Annotated in this window: 16 protein-coding genes and 1 pseudogene; 14 read left to right on the top strand and 3 right to left on the bottom strand. The window is 71.7% G+C overall.

Annotated elements, in window-relative coordinates:
* Positions 1-91 precede the first annotated feature (91 nt).
* Positions 92-1,000, bottom strand: a complete 909-nt coding sequence (gene cynR, locus AC4OXY_RS23285) for a transcriptional regulator CynR (RefSeq protein WP_491994563.1) — start codon at positions 998-1,000, stop codon at positions 92-94.
* 136 nt (positions 1,001-1,136) lie between these two features.
* Here cynR and AC4OXY_RS23280 point away from each other — a divergent pair, with 136 nt between their 5' ends.
* From AC4OXY_RS23280 to AC4OXY_RS23260, 5 genes are all read left to right on the top strand, one after another.
* Positions 1,137-1,730, top strand: coding sequence for a carbonic anhydrase (locus AC4OXY_RS23280; RefSeq protein WP_491994562.1), 594 nt, complete (start codon positions 1,137-1,139; stop codon positions 1,728-1,730).
* Positions 1,731-1,774: 44 nt separating this feature from the next.
* The gene (gene cynS / locus AC4OXY_RS23275) at positions 1,775-2,245 is read left to right on the top strand and encodes a cyanase (protein WP_356019962.1); all 471 of its coding nucleotides are present in this window, start codon (positions 1,775-1,777) and stop codon (positions 2,243-2,245) included.
* Positions 2,246-2,386: 141 nt separating this feature from the next.
* Positions 2,387-3,172 (top strand): hypothetical protein, encoded by a 786-nt coding sequence (locus tag AC4OXY_RS23270; RefSeq protein WP_491994561.1) that lies wholly within the window; start codon positions 2,387-2,389, stop codon positions 3,170-3,172.
* A 14-nt stretch (positions 3,173-3,186) separates the two neighbouring features.
* A complete protein-coding gene (locus AC4OXY_RS23265; protein ID WP_362816648.1) occupies positions 3,187-5,430 on the top strand; it encodes a bifunctional polysaccharide deacetylase/glycosyltransferase family 2 protein in 2,244 nt (747 codons plus the stop codon).
* 189 nt (positions 5,431-5,619) lie between these two features.
* On the top strand, positions 5,620-6,840 hold the full coding sequence (locus AC4OXY_RS23260; RefSeq protein WP_376287494.1) for a S53 family peptidase: 1,221 nt from the start codon (positions 5,620-5,622) through the stop codon (positions 6,838-6,840).
* Positions 6,841-7,291: 451 nt separating this feature from the next.
* Here the strand turns inward: AC4OXY_RS23260 and AC4OXY_RS23255 are convergent.
* Positions 7,292-7,704: pseudogene (locus AC4OXY_RS23255) on the bottom strand (hypothetical protein); the annotation flags it as partial.
* Between AC4OXY_RS23255 and AC4OXY_RS23250 the strand changes: the two are divergent.
* Positions 7,689-8,495, top strand: coding sequence for a TRADD-N-associated membrane domain-containing protein (locus tag AC4OXY_RS23250; RefSeq protein ID WP_491994560.1), 807 nt, complete (start codon positions 7,689-7,691; stop codon positions 8,493-8,495). The pseudogene AC4OXY_RS23255 and the gene AC4OXY_RS23250 sit on opposite strands and share 16 nt — an antisense overlap.
* Positions 8,496-8,831: 336 nt before the next feature.
* Positions 8,832-9,197: a VOC family protein gene (locus tag AC4OXY_RS23245; protein ID WP_356019950.1), complete on the top strand. Its 366-nt coding sequence runs from the start codon at positions 8,832-8,834 to the stop codon at positions 9,195-9,197.
* Between the two features lie 441 nt (positions 9,198-9,638).
* Here the strand turns inward: AC4OXY_RS23245 and AC4OXY_RS23240 are convergent, their stop codons facing one another.
* The gene (locus AC4OXY_RS23240; protein WP_491994559.1) at positions 9,639-9,794 is read right to left on the bottom strand and encodes a hypothetical protein; all 156 of its coding nucleotides are present in this window, start codon (positions 9,792-9,794) and stop codon (positions 9,639-9,641) included.
* 645 nt (positions 9,795-10,439) lie between these two features.
* Here AC4OXY_RS23240 and AC4OXY_RS23235 point away from each other — a divergent pair.
* The 7 genes from AC4OXY_RS23235 to AC4OXY_RS23205 all read left to right on the top strand — a co-directional run bounded on the left by AC4OXY_RS23235 (position 10,440) and on the right by AC4OXY_RS23205 (position 16,642).
* Entirely contained in the window at positions 10,440-10,985 is a 546-nt protein-coding gene (locus AC4OXY_RS23235; protein ID WP_491994633.1) for a hypothetical protein, read from the top strand.
* A gap of 37 nt (positions 10,986-11,022) precedes the next feature.
* The gene (locus AC4OXY_RS23230; protein ID WP_362816638.1) at positions 11,023-11,763 is read left to right on the top strand and encodes a YcnI family copper-binding membrane protein; all 741 of its coding nucleotides are present in this window, start codon (positions 11,023-11,025) and stop codon (positions 11,761-11,763) included.
* Positions 11,764-11,966: 203 nt separating this feature from the next.
* Positions 11,967-12,209, top strand: coding sequence for a hypothetical protein (locus AC4OXY_RS23225; RefSeq protein WP_491994558.1), 243 nt, complete (start codon positions 11,967-11,969; stop codon positions 12,207-12,209).
* Positions 12,209-14,464, top strand: a complete 2,256-nt coding sequence (locus AC4OXY_RS23220; RefSeq protein ID WP_491994557.1) for a heavy metal translocating P-type ATPase — start codon at positions 12,209-12,211, stop codon at positions 14,462-14,464. Before AC4OXY_RS23225 ends, AC4OXY_RS23220 begins: the two co-directional genes overlap by 1 nt.
* Positions 14,461-14,982 carry a copper chaperone PCu(A)C gene (locus tag AC4OXY_RS23215; protein WP_356019944.1) on the top strand — a complete coding sequence of 174 codons (522 nt, stop codon included), beginning with the start codon at positions 14,461-14,463 and terminating at the stop codon, positions 14,980-14,982. The genes AC4OXY_RS23220 and AC4OXY_RS23215 overlap by 4 nt, the downstream gene beginning before the upstream one ends.
* A gap of 217 nt (positions 14,983-15,199) precedes the next feature.
* A complete protein-coding gene (locus AC4OXY_RS23210) occupies positions 15,200-15,859 on the top strand; it encodes a hypothetical protein (RefSeq protein WP_491994556.1) in 660 nt (219 codons plus the stop codon).
* Between the two features lie 168 nt (positions 15,860-16,027).
* Positions 16,028-16,642: a sigma-70 family RNA polymerase sigma factor gene (locus tag AC4OXY_RS23205; protein ID WP_362816631.1), complete on the top strand. Its 615-nt coding sequence runs from the start codon at positions 16,028-16,030 to the stop codon at positions 16,640-16,642.
* Positions 16,643-16,653: the final 11 nt, after the last annotated feature.

Genomic DNA, 16,653 nt, shown 5'->3' with positions numbered 1-16,653 from the left:
CCGGCAAGGACACCACCCGCGACCGGCCGGATGCGACCCCCGCGTCAGGACTCCGTCAAAATGCGGCGCCGGCGCGGGCCGTGGCACCGCGTCACCGGGGCGGGGCGTAGCCGCGGGTGCGGACGAGGTCGTGGGTGAGCCCGGCGAAGGCGCGGGCGGCGGCGCTGCGGTAGGCGCCTTCGCGGTGCAGGAGGGTGACGGTGCGCGGGGGCAGCGGCGGGTCGAGGGCGACGGGCGTGAGGTGGGGGTGGTCGTGGGTGACGGCGTCGGGCAGCACGGTCGCCACCGGGGTGCGCCGCACGATCTCGGTGAGGGCCTGCACGGAGTTGGCCTCGACCGCGATGTGCGGGGCGGTCCGCTGCCTGGCGAAGTAGGCGTCGATGTGGGCGCGGGTGGCGAAGTCGCCGCTGAGCAGCGCGAGTTGTACGTCCCTGAGGGCCCGCACCGGCAGCGGCTCCGGCAGCGCCCGCGGGTGGTGGGTGCCGGTGACGAGGCTGAGGGTCTCGGTGAACAGCGGCGTCGGGGCGACGCCGGGCAGGTGGGCGCCGCCGAACGCGATGCCGAGGTCGAGGTCGTCGGCGAGCAGGGCGGCCTCGATCCGGTCCTGGGTCGTCTCGGTCAGGGCCAGGCTGACGCCGGGGTGGCGGGCGTGGAGCGCGGCGGTGAGCGGGCCGACGAGGTAGGCGGTGAAGGTGGGGGTGACGCCCAGGCGCAGATGGCCGCGGGTGAGGTCCTGGACGTCGTGGACGGCTCGTTCGGCGGCGGCCAGGTCGCGCAGCGCGCGGCGGGCGTGCTCGGTGTAGACGGCGCCGGCGTCGGTGAGCCGTACCGTGCGGCCGGTGCGGTCCAGCAGCTGCACGCCCAGGGTGCGCTCCAGCTGCCTGACCTGCTGGGAGAGCGTGGGCTGGGAGATGTGCAGGTCCTCCGCGGCACGGGTGAAGCTGCCGTGTTCGGCGACGGCGAGCAGATAACGCAGGTGACGCAGCTCCAGGACGGCCATGAACGCCACTGTAGCCGCAACTATAGCTACGACCACTGACTCTCATGGCTATCAGCTCTTGGACTCTATAGGTCCAGGCCGTGCATGGTGGATTTCGCCGGCCCGCAGGGGCCGGCACCACCGAAGGGAGTGCCCCATGCAGGACCTCGCCGAGGGTGTCGCCCGTTTTCAGCGGGACGTCTTCCCGGCCAAGGCGGAGCTCTTCGCCCGTCTGGCCACGCGGCACACGCCCCACACGCTGTTCATCGGCTGCTCCGACGCCCGCGTCGTCCCCGAGCTGATCACCGGGTGCGAGCCCGGTGAGCTGTTCGTCATCCGCACCGCCGGCAACCTGGTCCCGCCGCACACCCCCGGTGCCGACGGAGTGGCGGCGAGCATCGAGTACGCCGTCGGCGCACTCGGTGTCACCGACATCGTCGTCTGCGGCCACTCCGCGTGCGGCGCGATGACCGCCCTGGCCGAGGGGCACGACCTCAGCGACGCCCCGGCGGTCGCCACCTGGCTGCGGCACGCCGACGCCTCCCGGGCCCGCACCGCGACCTCCGGCGACGTGCCGTCCCTGGTACGGCAGAACGTGCTCGCGCAGCTGGCGAACCTGGCCACCCACCCGTCGGTCGCCCGCGCCCTGGCGGAGCGGAAGGCCACCCTGCACGGCTGGGTGTACGACATCGGCACCGGCCGCGTGACACACCTGCCCACCGAGGCCCCCGCCCCGGCCCCGGCTGCCTGACCCCTTTTGACCGACCCCCATCGAAAGAGAAGGAAGTACCGATCATGATGCACGCCCAGTTCGACCCCACCGCCCGTCAGGCCCTGGCCAACGCGGCCGTGGACGCCAAGACCCGCAAGAACCTCTCCTGGCAGCGGATCGCCGACGCGGCCGGCCTCTCCGTCGCCTTCACCACCGCCGCGGTCCTCGGCCAGCACGCCCTGCCGGAGGAGTCCGCCCGCGCCGTCGCCGAACTGCTCGGCCTGGACGAGGACGCGGCGATGCTGCTCCAGACCATCCCGGCCCGCGGCTCGATCCCCGGCGGCATCCCCACCGACCCGACCGTCTACCGCTTCTACGAGATGCTCCAGGTCTACGGCACCACCCTCAAGGCCCTGGTCCACGAGGAGTTCGGGGACGGCATCATCTCCGCGATCAACTTCAAGCTGGACGTGCGCAAGGTCGCCGACCCCGAGGGCGGCGAGCGCGCCGTCATCACCCTGGACGGCAAGTACCTGCCGACCAAGCCGTTCTGACCGTCGCCGCCGGGTGCGGGCGTGTGGTGGTGAAGTGGACGTCCGAGGCGTGAGTTGTGGGTGAGGTGTAACAGTTTCGGCCCGCCGCGCTCTGTCCAAGCGGACGACCGCCCCGGTCGTCCAGGACAGGGGACACGACTCGTGCAGTGGACGAACGGAAACGGCGGACCGTACGGCGAGGATCCGTACGCCGGCGCCGGGTACGCGTATGCCTACGGCCACGAGGGGTACGGCGGCGAGGGCTACGGCTACGAGACGTACGGCTACGAGACGTACGGCGGCGACACGGCCACGCTGACCTGGGACCCGACGCGGTCGACGCAGTGGGCGCAACCGCACCCGACGGCGTGGGACGGCGCAGGCGGTCCGGCGTGGCAGGCCGCCCGCGGCGACGTCCTCACCGCGACCGGCCCGGAGAGCGACACACAGCCCATCCCCTTCGTTCCGGTGCCGGCACCGGAGTCTGAGCCGGTCCCGGACACGCCGGAGCACGAGTCGGCGCGGCCGGTCTTCGTGGACACCTCGGGGCGACGCCAGCGCCGCGTGATGCGCGCCGCACGGCTGCTGGTGATCCCCGCCGGCGGCTATGTCGCCCTGCTGATCAGCACCGTGCTGGGCGGCCCTGGTGGCAGCGCCCCCTTCGTCCCGCAGCCGGACGCCGCGCACCGGGCGACGCCCCGCGTGACCGCCTCCGACTCCCCGTCCGGGCCCGGCCACTCCGCCGGGCGTGCGGGCTCCGCCGCAGGGCACCCCGACTCCCGTCCCACGGCGCGGCGGACCGCCCCGCCCGTCCGGCCGACGGCCTCGACCGCCCCCGCGACCACCGCACCCACCAGGGCCACTTCCCCGACGGCCACCGCCAGTGCGACCCCGACCATCTCCTCCCGGGGGCGTGCCCGCGGGACGTCCCACAAGCCCGTGAAGTGACCCAAGGCCCTGACGTGACCGATCGACGCCGCCGTACCGCTCCTGCCCGCCGCCACGGCCGCACCCGCCAGATCACCCCTCGCGCCCACTGGCTGCTGCTGAGCGTGCTCGCGGTGACCCTGTCGACGGCCCTCCTGCTCCAGGGGTACACCCATCACATGTTCGGGATCACCTCGGACGACGTGACCGGTGCCCGTGGCCGCAGCGAGGCGGTGCCCGCCCAGGTGGCCGACGGCGGTCCGGTGATCGCGAACGCCGCGGGCGCCGTGCACACCGCCCGGCCCCGGGACCGCACCATCGCCCTCACCTTCGACGACGGGCCCGACCCCGTCTGGACCCCGCGCATCCTCGACGTGCTGCGCCGCAACCATGTGCGCGCGACCTTCTTCGTCGTCGGAACCCAGGTGGTGGCCCACCCGGAGCTGGTCCGCCGGATCGTCGCCGACGGCCACCAGATCGGCATCCACACCTTCACCCACCCCGACCTCTCCCGCCTCGCCCCCTGGCAGCGCTCCCTGGAACTCCACGAGACCCAGCTGGCGGTGGCCGGCGCGGCCGGGGTCACCAGCGCGCTGCTGAGGCCGCCGTACTCCTCGAAGAACGACGCGCTGACCGACGCCGACTGGTCCGTCCTCAAGCAGGCCGACACGGCGGGCTACGTCACGGTGCTCTCCACCCAGGACGCCGAGGACTGGCAGCGTCCCGGCGTGGACCGCATCCTCGCCAACGCGACTCCGCACGGGCACGCCGGACAGATCCTGCTGATGCACGACGCCGGGGGTGACCGCTCCCAGACCGTCACCGCGCTGAACACCCTGATACCGCGGCTCAAGGCACAGGGCTTCCGGTTCGCGACGGTCGGCGCCGCAGTCGGCATGGCGGGGCCCGTCCAGCCCGCCGGCCTCGGCGAACACCTCCAGGGCATGGCCCTGGTGAACGCGTTGCAGGCCGGCGACTGGATCGTATGGCTGCTGGGCGTGCTGATGTACGCGGCCGGAGTGATCAGCGTGCTGCGCGCGGTGGTCGTGGTGCTCACGGCCCGCCGGCACCGGCGGCTGCGCAGGGCAGGACGCCGGGGCGGGTCCTGGGGGCCACCGGTGACCGAACCCGTCAGCGTCATCGTCCCCGCGTACAACGAGAGCGCCGGGATCGAGGCGGCCGTGCGCTCCCTGATCGCCTCGGACCATCCGGTGGAGATCATCGTGGTGGACGACGGTTCCACCGACGGCACCGCCGACCTGGTGGAGTCGCTCCGGCTGCCGTGGGTGCGGGTGATCCGGCAGGAGAACGCGGGCAAACCGGCAGCCCTCAACACCGGCCTCGCCGCGGCCTCCTGCGACCTGGTCGTGATGGTCGACGGCGACACCGTCTTCGAACCGGACACCGTCCGCACCCTCGTGCAGCCCTTCGCCGACCCCCGCGTGGGCGCCGTCTCCGGCAACGCCAAGGTCGTCAACCGCGGTGGCCTGCTGGGCCGTTGGCAGCACATCGAGTACGTGGTCGGCTTCAACCTCGACCGCCGGCTGTTCGACCTCGCCGAGTGCATGCCGACCGTCCCGGGTGCGGTGGGCGCGTTCCGCCGTGGTGCGCTGCTGGATCTCGGTGGCGTCAGCGACGTCACCCTCGCCGAGGACACCGACCTCACCATGGCGCTGTGCCGGGCCGGCTGGCGCGTGGTCTACGAGGAGGGCGCGGTGGCCTGGACCGAGGCACCCGCTTCCCTCAGCGCCCTGTGGCGGCAGCGGTACCGCTGGTGCTACGGCACCCTCCAGGCGATGTGGAAGCACCGCGGCGCACTGCTCCAGCGCGGCGCCGCCGGCAAACTGGGCCGCCGCGGCCTGGGCTACCTCCTCCTCTTCCAGGTCCTGCTGCCCCTGCTCGCCCCGGCCGTCGACCTCTTCGCCCTGTACGGCCTGGTCTTCCTGGACCCGGTCCGGATCACCGCCCTGTGGCTCGGCTTCCTCCTCCTGCAACTCGGCATGGGCCTGTACGCGTTCCGCCTCGACGGAGAACACCCCGGCCCGCTGTGGAGCCTGCCGTTGCAGCAGTTCGTCTACCGGCAGCTCATGTACCTGGTGGTGATCCAGTCCGTCTTCACCGCCGTGTCCGGCTCGCGCCTGCGCTGGCAGCGCATGGAGCGCTACGGCAGCCTCCGGGCTCCCGCGGGAGCGGAACCCTTCCCGGACACCGGCACCGCGCCCGCCGCGCAGCCGCAGCCCGTGCCCCCGAGCCATGAGCAGGTCGACTCCAGCCCATGACTTGCTGATGAACGACACATGCACGTCCCGGAAAAGGCAAAGGAACGTCACAGATTCAACATCCGTCTTGTTGACGCGACCCCGCCATCCGTACGTTCTGCGCGACCACGACGCGACACCCCGCGCCGTGGTGGCACCGCGCACCCCCCACAGCCCTTCCCGGTACACCCACCATGTGGAGGACGTACGTTGCGCAGAACCGTTTCCCTCACCGCCGTGGCCACGCTCGCCACGGCCGCCCTCGCCCTGGCCGCCCCCGTCGGCCAGGCCGCCCAGGCCACCGCCTCCCCGTCCCACGGCGTCTCCGTCGCCCGCGCCTGCGCGACTCCGACGAAGAAGGACCAGATGGCCTGCAACGCCCTTCAGGTCACCGCGGGCACCCCCGCCTCGGCGCACGCCGAGAGCGCCCTGACGGCCGCCGCCGCTCCCTCCGGCTACGGCCCCGCCTCGCTCCAGTCGGCGTACAACCTGCCCTCCGCGACCGGTGGTTCGGGCCAGACAGTGGCGATCGTCGACGCCTACGACGACCCCAGCGCCGAGTCCGACCTCGCCGTCTACCGCTCCCAGTACGGCCTGTCCGCCTGCACCACGGCGAACGGCTGCTTCAAGAAGGTGGACCAGAGCGGCGGCACCAAGTACCCGCGCGGCAACTCCGGCTGGGCCGAGGAGATCTCCCTCGACCTCGACATGGTCAGCGCGGCCTGCCCCAACTGCAAGATCCTCCTGGTGGAGGCCGGTTCGGCGAGCATGACCAACCTGGGCACGGCCGTGAACACCGCCGTCAGGCTGGGCGCCAAGTTCGTCTCCAACAGCTACGGCGGCTCCGAGTCCTCCAGCGACGCGTCGTACGACTCCACCTACTTCAACCACCCGGGCGTCGCCATCACCGTCTCCTCGGGAGACGGCGGCTACGGCGTCGAGTACCCGGCGGCCTCCACGTACGTGACGGCCGTGGGCGGTACGTCCCTGAAGACGGCCTCCAACACCCGCGGCTGGACCGACTCGGTGTGGAGCGGGGCGGGCTCCGGCTGCTCCGCCTACGACGCCAAGCCCAGCTGGCAGAAGGACTCCGGCTGTGCGAACCGCACGGTCGCGGACGTCTCGGCGGTCGCCGACCCCAACACCGGCGTCGCGGTGTACGACACCTACGGCCAGGGCAGCGGCTGGATGGTCTTCGGCGGCACCAGCGCCGCCTCCCCGCTGATCGCCGCGGTCTACGCGCTGGCCGGCACCCCGTCCTCCGGCTCCTACCCCTCCTCCTTCCCCTACGCCCACACCTCGGCCCTGAACGACGTCACCAGCGGCTCCAACGGCAGCTGCGGCGGCTCCTACCTCTGCACCGGCACCACCGGCTACGACGGCCCGTCCGGACTCGGCACACCGAACGGCACCGCCGCCTTCACCGGCTGAACATCCCCAGGGGACGGGCACCCACCACGGAGGGCCGTAGCCACTGTGCCGCGGCCCTCCCGGCCCCGCACCACCGAGCCGGCGCCACCGCCGGCTCGGCCCACACGTCGGCCTGCCGGTTACGGAGCAGGCCGGCCGGTTCGACGGTCGCCCAGGGGTGCCGCTGTGTGCTGCCGTCCGGGCTCGTTGATGTCAGCCGTGGACGTCAGAAGTCGGCAGACGGTGTCGGCTGGAGTCGTCAGGCGTCGGAGCCTTCCAGCAGTTCTTTCAACGCGGCCTGGTCCTTGACGTTCACCCGCCGCACAGCTGCAGCCATCATCGGAGCGCTCACTTTGGCAAGGCCGGATGGCTCGCCGCGGTTGCGCAGCGTCCACCGGCTGCCAGGTGTAGGTCGTCTCCATGGGAAACGGCCCCTGCGCGGTGCGCATCGCTCGGGATCTCGACACACGTGCTGCCTGCCCAGGAGTGACGCCTCCCCGGCGGTCGTCTGCCGCGGCTCCGGCTGCTCCACGGCGTGGCTGACGGTGACGCCGAACGCGGCCATGCGGTTCACGACACCCGCCCCGGAGTGCGGCCCGCCCTCGCGGAGAACGACGGGAGTGCCGGCGGTGAGGTCGTACGGCTCCCGGCTCGCCGACAGCTGCACGGGCCTGCCGTCGGCCAGGAACTCGTACGTCGTCCGCACGCACAGGCCGCCCGATCGCCTGATTCCCCGCTGCTCCCCGCTCGTTCCGGGGGTGCCGGCCAGACAGGGCGATGCCCCTGAGAACCGGGTCCGGTGTCACCGACCGGCGCTACCCTGAAGGGAGTTGGCGTGGTGTCAGTTGGTGGCGTCGGGGGAGGCCGGGATGACGGATGACGCAGACGGTGACGTCCTGTCGGTGCCCGGTGTGTCTTCCGCGCTGGAAGGCATGACCGCGTACGAAAGGGCTTGGGCCATACGCGTGCTGCCCTCGGCGTCGGCAAAGGACACGATGTTACTGAGGAGCTTCTCGACTCACCCGGACCAGGTCCAGGCGATCATCCGAGCACTCATGGCGGCAGACGTCGGACGACAATACGAGGATGCCCGGCAGCAGGTGGTGCAGTCCGCGGGCGAGGTCCACAACGTCTTCATCGGGGGTTACGACCCCATGGCTGCCCCGGCGCCCCAATCCGCTCCGGACAAGCCGAGCCTGGCCGAGCAGCGGCAGAAGTTCCACTTCGAGTTCCTGAACCACTCGCTGAAGCAGGCCGAGTGGACGTTCCGCCTGAGCGTGTGGTTCATGACGGGCGGGGCGGCGGTCATCCTCGTCGGGGCCGTCCTGGCGCTGCTGCACGCGGGCAGCCCCAGCCACGGCTACGTGCCCCTGGTGACGAGCCTGACGGGTGCGCTGATCACGGTCGGCGGCGGTGCGCTCGCGGTTCACGCCCGGCGTGCCAGGGCTCACGTGACCGAGCAGGCCCAGCGCATCGAGGACAAGATCGACGCTGACCACCAGCTTGAAACCGCGACGACCTTCATCGACCGCGTGAGCGACCCGGAAGCCAAGGACCGGCTCAACGCGGCAGCCGCGATGAAGGCGCTGAACATGCAGGCGAATCAGGCGATGGTGAACCGCCTGCTCCCCGGCGAGCAGCCCAGGGAAATCGAGCCCGGCGACGCCGCCGAATGAGCCTCGGACGCAAACCGGCCACCACCTGCGCGTTCCACTGGATCTGCGCCTGACTCGGCGTGGCCGCCGAGCCGGGCGATCTCACGGCTGTCCCGCAAAAGATCTCCGAGTGTCGTCATACGCTGCGTCGAAGCACTGCGCCTGCGGCCCGCGCAGCGCGGACCCGTCGTACATCCGTTCCTGACCGCCTCCGCGAGGCGGGACGCATAGCTGCTGGCCAAACAGCGATCAGGCCGCACGTGAGGAGATCCGTCCGGTCGATCTTCATGACCGGCGATGAGTTACTTCGCCTGCCTCCGTCTTACCTGGTGAAGACCAAGGAAGCGGAGGCATGGGATGAGCAGGTCCACTCACATCACACAGGTGGCCACGATCGGGATCCGCGTCACCGATCAGCCCAAGGCGGTCGAGTTCTACGTCGGTGAGCTCGGCTTCGAAGTACGCCGGGACGTGCCCTTCGGTGACGGGCGCTGGATCGAGGTCGCGCCGCCTGGTGCGACGACGACTGTCGCGCTCGTTCCCGAAGGGGTCCCGACTGGCATCCGTCTTACGACCCGGGATGCCGACGCCGATCACGCGGACCTGCGCGCACGCGGCGTCGATGCGGATGCACAGGTCTTGCGGATGGGGCCCGCAGTGCCGCCGATGTTCGCTGTGCGTGACCCGGACGGCAACAGCCTCATCCTCATCGAAAGCTCCTGAACAGGCGGTATCCGTGATGGACAAGCAGTTCACCGCGACCCTGCAGAAGAGCCCGGACAAGGGCGGCTGGAGGACCTACGCTGTCCGGCGGTGAATGGTGCCGAACAAGACGGAAACTGTGACGGCCGCACTTCTCACCGCGGCACACGAGATGGCCCCTGCCGGTTGCCGGAGCCATCATCGTCGGCGGAGCTAGGCTGCCTCGGGCCGCGCTGCCCGCATGCCCGGGGCGGGCTCCTGTGCGTCCTCAAGGGGCAAGGTCTCGTCTTCCCCGAAATCGGGGGCCTGGAAGGGGTTGGTCGCCGGAGGCGGCGATGCTGCAGTGGAGCAGCGGGGTTGCCCTTCCAGGGCGGAGAACAGCGAGGTCAGATCGATGAGAGGACTCTCTTTCGTTACAGGCCCCTGAAGGGTCCTGGTGTGCCGTGACCGGGCACAGCGGTCCTACAGCTTGGGCATCTTGGCGTACGGGCTCAGAATCCGCATTCGCGCCGAGCCGAAATCCACGAGCGCCGCGCCCCCGTCCTCGATGCCGGTCACTCGACCGAGGCCGTAGGGGCTGGCGGGCAGATGATGCTTCGGCGCAGCAGGCTTTGCCATGACTCAGTATGCGCCCACGTCCGTCCCGTCCGCTGTGGCCGTCGGCACGGATCCGGCGGCCCGATCGTGGGCGACCGCCCGCGTTGATGTCAGAAGTGGATGTCAAAGGCCATCTGCGGAGGTCCGTGGGTGGCCTTTTCCCTTGTGCCCCGGCAGGATTCGAACCTGCGACACCCGCTTCAGGAGCATGATCATTGGATCATCGATCCTTTGCGTCGTCCACCAGGGACGAGAACTGGTCGGCGCTCATCTGGACGCGCCGGCCGAAGTCGTCGGTCATGGTGTTCCGCCTCCGTGGACATGAGGTCGCGGCGTCCGGTGCCCGGACCGGTCCGGGGGGCCGCAGGGGGCTGCCCTCGGGATACCCGAAGCGGACGTGGCGGACGCGCGCCCCGTCGTGTGCGGAGGCGCGGAGGGCTGCGGGTGCGCTCGTGCTCCTCCGGCCGCTTCCGATGCTTCGATATCGCCGGGGTGGCCGGGAACTGGACCGCACGTGCGTCCGACTCCTAAGGAGGGGGGCGATGACCAGGTAGTTCGTGGGCGGTGATGCATGTGCGTAGACAGGGGGCGGTGAGGCCCCTCGGTCGCGTGGCGGCATCGGGTGCCGTGAGTGTGTCCTGGGCGGTGCGAAGCGTGCGCGCGGCGGTGTTCGCTGTGCTGTGCGTGCTGCTCGCCGTCGGGGGGCATGCCCTGGCCACGGGTGCCGCACCGCCGGTGTGGGTGCAGGTCGCCGCGTTCGCGTCGGTCTTCGCGGCCGGCTTTCTGCTGGGCGGTCGGGAGCGGTCGCTGGCCGGCATAGGCGTCGGGACGCTGGCCGCCCAGAGTGGGCTGCACCTTGGCTTCCACGCCGCGCGGCCACAGCACGTCGCGATGGCTGTGCACGGCATGCGGATGGCCCATGGCCATGCGCTGACGCCGCACGCCACGGCCGTCCATGTCGGGGCGGCCGTGCTGCTGACCTGGTGGCTGCGGCGCGGTGAGGCCGCGTTGTGGTCGCTGCTGCGGTGGGCGGTCGCGTTCGTACCGGGGCTTGTCGCCTGGTGGCAGGTGACCGGTGGGGTGCGGAGCGTGCCGGACGCGCCGGGGCTCGTGGCGCGGGCCGGTGGTGAACCGTGGTCGGTGCGACAGGTACGGCTGAGGCATGCCGTTCACCGGCGGGGGCCGCCGACGGGGATGTCGTACGCGATCTGACCCGACATCCGCTCTCAGTACGGAGATTCATCACCTCATGTCCCCGAACCGCATCGCCCTGCGCCGTGCCGGCACCGTCACCGCGCTGACCGCCGCCGGACTCCTCGCCGCCGCCGGCGTCGCCTCCGCCCACGTCACCGTCCACCCCGACAGCTATGCCAAGGGCGCGACGGACGGCGTGCTGACCTTCCGCGTGCCCGACGAGGAGGACAACGCCGGCACGAACAGGGTCCAGATCTTCCTGCCCACCGACCACCCTGTTCTCGGTGTGCTGGTCCACCCGCAGGACGGCTGGACCGCTCAGGTCACCAACACCAAGCTCAAGACGCCCGTGAAGACCGACGACGGCACCATCACCGACGCCGTCTCCGAGATCACCTTCACCGGCGGCAAGATCGGGCCGGGCCAGTACGAGGACTTCAACGTGGCCTTCGGGCAGCTGCCCGACGACACCGACCAGCTGACCTTCAAGGCCCTTCAGACGTACTCCGACGGCAAGACCGTCCGTTGGATCGAGACGCCCTCCGGCGGCCAGGAGCCGGAGAACCCGGCGCCCGTCCTCAAGCTCACCGCCAAGGGCGCGGACGAGAGCGGCAGCACCTCGACCGGCTCGCCGGCGAACTCGAAGAGCTCCGCGAGCGCCAAGGCGACCGCTTCGAGCAGCGACTCGACCGCCCGGGGCCTCGGCGTCGGCGGGCTGGTCGTGGGCGTGCTGGGCCTGGCAGCGGCCGTGTTCGCCGTCCTGCGCGGCCGCTCCACGGGATCCCGGGCCGAATAGCGCAGGTGCCCTGCCGACAGCCGGAACCCGGAAACCGTCGGCAGGGCTCCCGTCCTTCGACGCGCGACGCCAGAGCACGGTTGTTCGTTACGTGACGTGCGCCATAGGTGTGCTCCGGAACTCGGGCGTCCGGTGGCCCGACTCCTGAAGCGGTACGGCTCGATCCGGCCGGCGCCGTACGACGTGATCTGGAGACGCGGTTGATGGACGAATCCCGGCAATCCTCCTCCAACGCGGGTGCGGTGCTGCGGAAGCTGGTCCCACCGCCCGCCCTGTGCGGGTTCCTTCTCCTGCTGGCACTGATGTTCGCGGTGTCGTATGCCGTCGGTGCCGCCGCCGGACCTGTCGCCCCCGGTATGCACGGCACAGGGGTACGGCCCGGCGGCGACGGCAGTGGAGGCGGAGGCGCCGACGGCATGGGTGACATGCACGGGGGAGGCCACTGATGGGAGCGGAACCCGTGGGCACCCTCGTCACGACCGACCTGACCGTCGGCGGCATGACCTGCGCGGCCTGTGTGAGGCGGGTCGAGAAGAAGCTGGGCAAGCTCGAAGGGGTCACGGCGACCGTCAATCTGGCCACCGGGCGGGCCCGGGTGAGCCATCCGGCGCAGATCAGTGCGGCGGACCTCGTCGCGGCCGTCGAGAAGGCGGGCTATGCGGCCGCCCTCCCCGAGCCGCCCAGGAAACAGAAGCGCGAGGACGACGCCGAGGGCGAGGGCGCCCGGCAGGAGCGCGACCGGCTGGTGATCACCGCGCTCCTCGCGCTGCCGGTGCTGGTGCTGTCGATGGTGCCCGGCCTCCAGTTCCGGAACTGGCAGTGGCTGTGCTTCATGCTCGCGGCACCCGTCGCGGTGTGGGGTGCCCTTCCCTTCCATGTACGGGCGGTACGCGGGCTGCGGCACTCGGCGGCGACCATGGACACCCTGGTGTCGCTGGGCGTGGTGGCCTCTTTCTCCTGGTCGGCGTACGCGCTCTTCCTCGGCGGTGCCGGTGAGCCCGGGATGCGGATGCCGTTCACCCTCGTGCCCTCCGCCTCGGAGGGCGCCGCGCACATCTACCTCGAAGCGGCCGTCGGCGTACCGCTGTTCGTCCTGGCCGGCCGGTTCCTGGAAGCGCGTGCCCGGCGCGGAACGGGGGCGGCGCTGAGGTCGCTCGCCCAGCTCGCGGCCAAGGAAGTCTCCGTGCGCGAGGACGGCACCGAACGGCTGGTTCCCATCGAGCAGTTGGGCGCCGGACAGGTCTTCGTCGTACGGCCCGGAGAGAGGGTCGCCACCGACGGCGTGGTCGTGGACGGCGCCTCAGCCGTGGACCTGTCCCTGGTCACCGGCGAGAGCGAGCCGGTTGAAGTGGGTGCGGGTTCGGCCGTGGTCGGCGGGGCCGTCAACGCCGGCGGCCTGTTGCTCGTCCGGGCCACCGCCGTCGGCGCCGACACCCAGCTCGCCCGGATCACCCGCCTGGTCACCGAGGCACAGGCGGGCAAGGCGCGGGCGCAGCGGCTGGCCGACTCGGTGGCCGGCGTCTTCGTCCCCGTCGTGCTGGCGCTGGCCGTCACGGCGCTCGGCTTCTGGCTCGGTGCGGGAGCCGACCCTCAGGCGGCCGTCACCGCGTGCGTGGCGGTGCTCGTCGTCGCCTGCCCCTGCGCACTCGGCCTGGCGACCCCGACCGCGCTGATGGCCGCGACCGGTCGGGGTGCTCAGCTGGGCGTGCTCGTCAGTGGGCCGCAGGCTCTGGAGGGGCTGCGGCACATCGACGCGGTCGTATCGGACAAGACCGGCACTCTCACCTCCGGCCACATGAGTGTCGCCCGGGTGACCGCTGTGCCCGGCGGGCTCGGGAAGGAGGCGGTGTTGCGGCTGGCCGGAGCTGTCGAGCAGGGCTCGGAGCACCCGCTGGGCCGAGCCGTCGCCGCGTATGCCGGACGGGCCGCGCAGGGACAGCCGACGCCGGACGTGACCGAGTTCGGCGCCACACCGGGGCAGGGGGTGCGCGGCCGGGTCGAAGGCCGCCTGGTCGAAGTCCTCGTGCCGGACGATGACTTGCCCACGGTCCTCGCGGACGCCGTGTCCGGGGCCGAGGCCGCCGCCCACACACCCGTCCTGGTCCGCGTCGACGGCGTGGCCGAGGCCCTGATCGAGGTCGGGGACGTCGTACGCCCCGGAAGCTACCGTGCCGTGGAGCGCCTGCGGCGGCTCGGCGTCCGACCGGTGCTCGCCACGGGCGACCGGGAAGCGCCCGCGCAGGCCGTCGCGTCGGCTCTGGGCATCGACGAGGTGCATGCCCGCTGCACCCCCGAGGGCAAGGCCGACCTCGTACGGGATCTGCAGGAGCAGGGCTACCGGGTCGCGGTGATCGGCGACGGCGTCAACGACGCCGCCGCCCTCGCCGGTGCCGACCTCGGCATCGCCATGGGCAGCGGCACCGACGTGGCCATCGGAGCGGCCGACGTGACGCTGGTGCGCGGCGACATCGAGGCCCTCACGGACGCGGTTCGGCTGGCCAGGCGCACCCTGGGCACCATCCGCGCCAACCTCGTGTGGGCGTTCGGCTACAACGTCGTCACCGTGCCGCTCGCCATGGTCGGCCTGCTCGACCCGATGTTCGCCGCGGCCGCGATGTCGGCCAGCTCGCTGCTGGTGGTCGGCAACAGCCTGCGACTGCGCGCCTGGCAGCCCTCGCCCGCCCGGAGGCAGACCCGATGACCGAGCAGAACCCCTGGCGGCCGTCGCGCCGCAGGCTGACCGACACTCTGCTCGCCGCGGCCGTGCCCGTGGCCGCGTGCAGTCTCGCCCTGGGCGGCCTGACCACCTGGGTCGGGGCCGGGAAGGCGGGCAGCCCGGCACGGATCGCCGTCACGTCCGGGCGGGTGTTCCTGCCCTACGGCGGCAGCACGGAGACCGCGGCGTTCTTCGACGTCTCCAACCTCGGCGGCGCGGACGACCGGCTGGTGAAGGTGACGTCCACCGACACGCGCGGAGAGATCACCCTGAGCCGTCACCGCGCCACCGACAGCGGGGCCGCGTACAAGGCCGACGTGAACTCGGTGACGCTCCCCGCCGGTGGCGAGCTGTCCATGTCCCCGCACGGCGTGGACCTGACCCTGCGGGCGCGCGCTGGGTGGCAGGCAGGTGACCTGGTGTCGTTCACGCTGCACTTCGAGCGCAGCGCGCCGGTCAGGACGATCGCGGTGGTGATCCGCTCCGGCGACGGAGTCTCCTGATCAGCCGCCCCACGAGGGCAGTTCGGCCTTGCCGGGTTCGCTGCTGCCGGAAAACCGCGGCCGGAAAGTGCTTCCCGGAGAGATGTCGGGTAGGAACCCTCGTCAGTTCCGGCGCGGCGTCGTGGTCTGGATCACAGGCCGGGTACTGAGTGCGGTGCCCGGTGGATTTCCGTACCCACGCATGACGGCCGAAGCCCGGATGCGAGGATGAGGCGCCATGACAGCAGGGTGGTGTGCTCGCACGATTCGGGCCGCGGTGTTCGCGGCCGTCTGTGTGCTGCTCGCCGCCCTGGGCCACGTCCTGATGTCCGGGAGCGACGTGCCCGCGTGGGCGCTGGCCGCAGGCGTGGCCGTCACCGGTGCCGTCGGCTGGTGTCTGGCGGGGCGTGAACGCGGGCTGCCGTTGATCGTGACGGCCGTGGTCGCCGCCCAGGCCGGGCTGCACGAGGCGTTCTCCTACGCGCAGTCGGCATCCGGCGGTTCGGCCTCCGCGGACATGAGCGGCATGGGCTCCATGGGCATGGGGCACACGGGCATGAGCCACATGGACCACGCGGGTCAGATGGGCCACGCGGGACACATGGGGCACTCCATGGACGGCGGCTCGTCGTCGTTCGGCATGCTCGCCGCTCACCTGCTCGCCGCGCTGCTGTGCGGGTTGTGGCTGGCGTACGGCGAGAGGGCCGCCTTCCGGATCCTGCGGGCGGTGGCCGGATGGCTGGCGGCGCCGCTGCGACTCCTGTTCGCTTCACCCGTCACCCCGCACCGCCCGCGCGTCCGCCTGCGGCGCCGTCGCTCGGACCGGGCGCCGCGTCTGCTCCTTCTCGGCCACGCGATCACTTCTCGGGGTCCGCCGGTGGGGACGGCTGTCGTCTGAGGACAGCTGGTTTCCCGAGGCTGCCCGTCTGCGCCTCGGGCCACGGCCGTACGACCGCGCAGGCGTTGTAGCGCCACCGCGTCGTAGGGCCGTCTCCCCTCTTTCACCGGACCTCGCGCTTTTGCCGGCCGTTGGTCCGGATCACGGTTGACCCTAGAAGGACACCAGGTGATTACCTCTGCCCTGCCCGCGTCGCGCGTCAAAAGCGACAAAGCGGCAGCACTCGACGAATCGATCACCGCCTGGGCGCTGGCCGCCCGCGGCGGTGACGCGGACGCGGTCGAGCAGTTCGTGGGCGCCCTGCACCGCGACGTCCAGCGCTACGTCACGCACCTTTGCGGCGATCCCCAGGCTGCGGACGATCTGGCCCAGGACACCTTCCTGCGGGCGCTCGGCAGCCTGCACCGGTTCGAGGGGCGTTCCTCGGCCCGGGCCTGGCTGCTGTCCATCGCCCGCCGCGCGGTGATCGACAGCTACCGCTACGCCGCAGCCCGGCCGCGTCAGTCGGACGTACCGGACTGGTGTACGGCCATCGAGCTGGCTCAGCCGTGCGACCTGCCGGGTTTCGACGACGGCATCGCACTGCTCGATCTGCTGGCTTCGCTGCCCGATGACCGGCGGGAGGCGTTCATCCTCACGCAGCTGCTCGGCCTGCCCTACGCGGAGGCCGCCGAGATCAGCGACTGCCCGGTCGGCACGGTCCGCTCCCGCGTGGCCCGCGCCCGGGCGGCCCTGATGGACCTGCTCGACGAGGCGGAGAGGCCCGCCGCGCTGGCGGCCTGACGCTCCGGGAG

It is taken from the genome of Streptomyces sp. HUAS MG56 (assembly GCF_058673395.1).
Note: the sequence above shows the minus strand (reverse complement) of the source record. Positions and strands in the feature narration are given on the sequence as shown.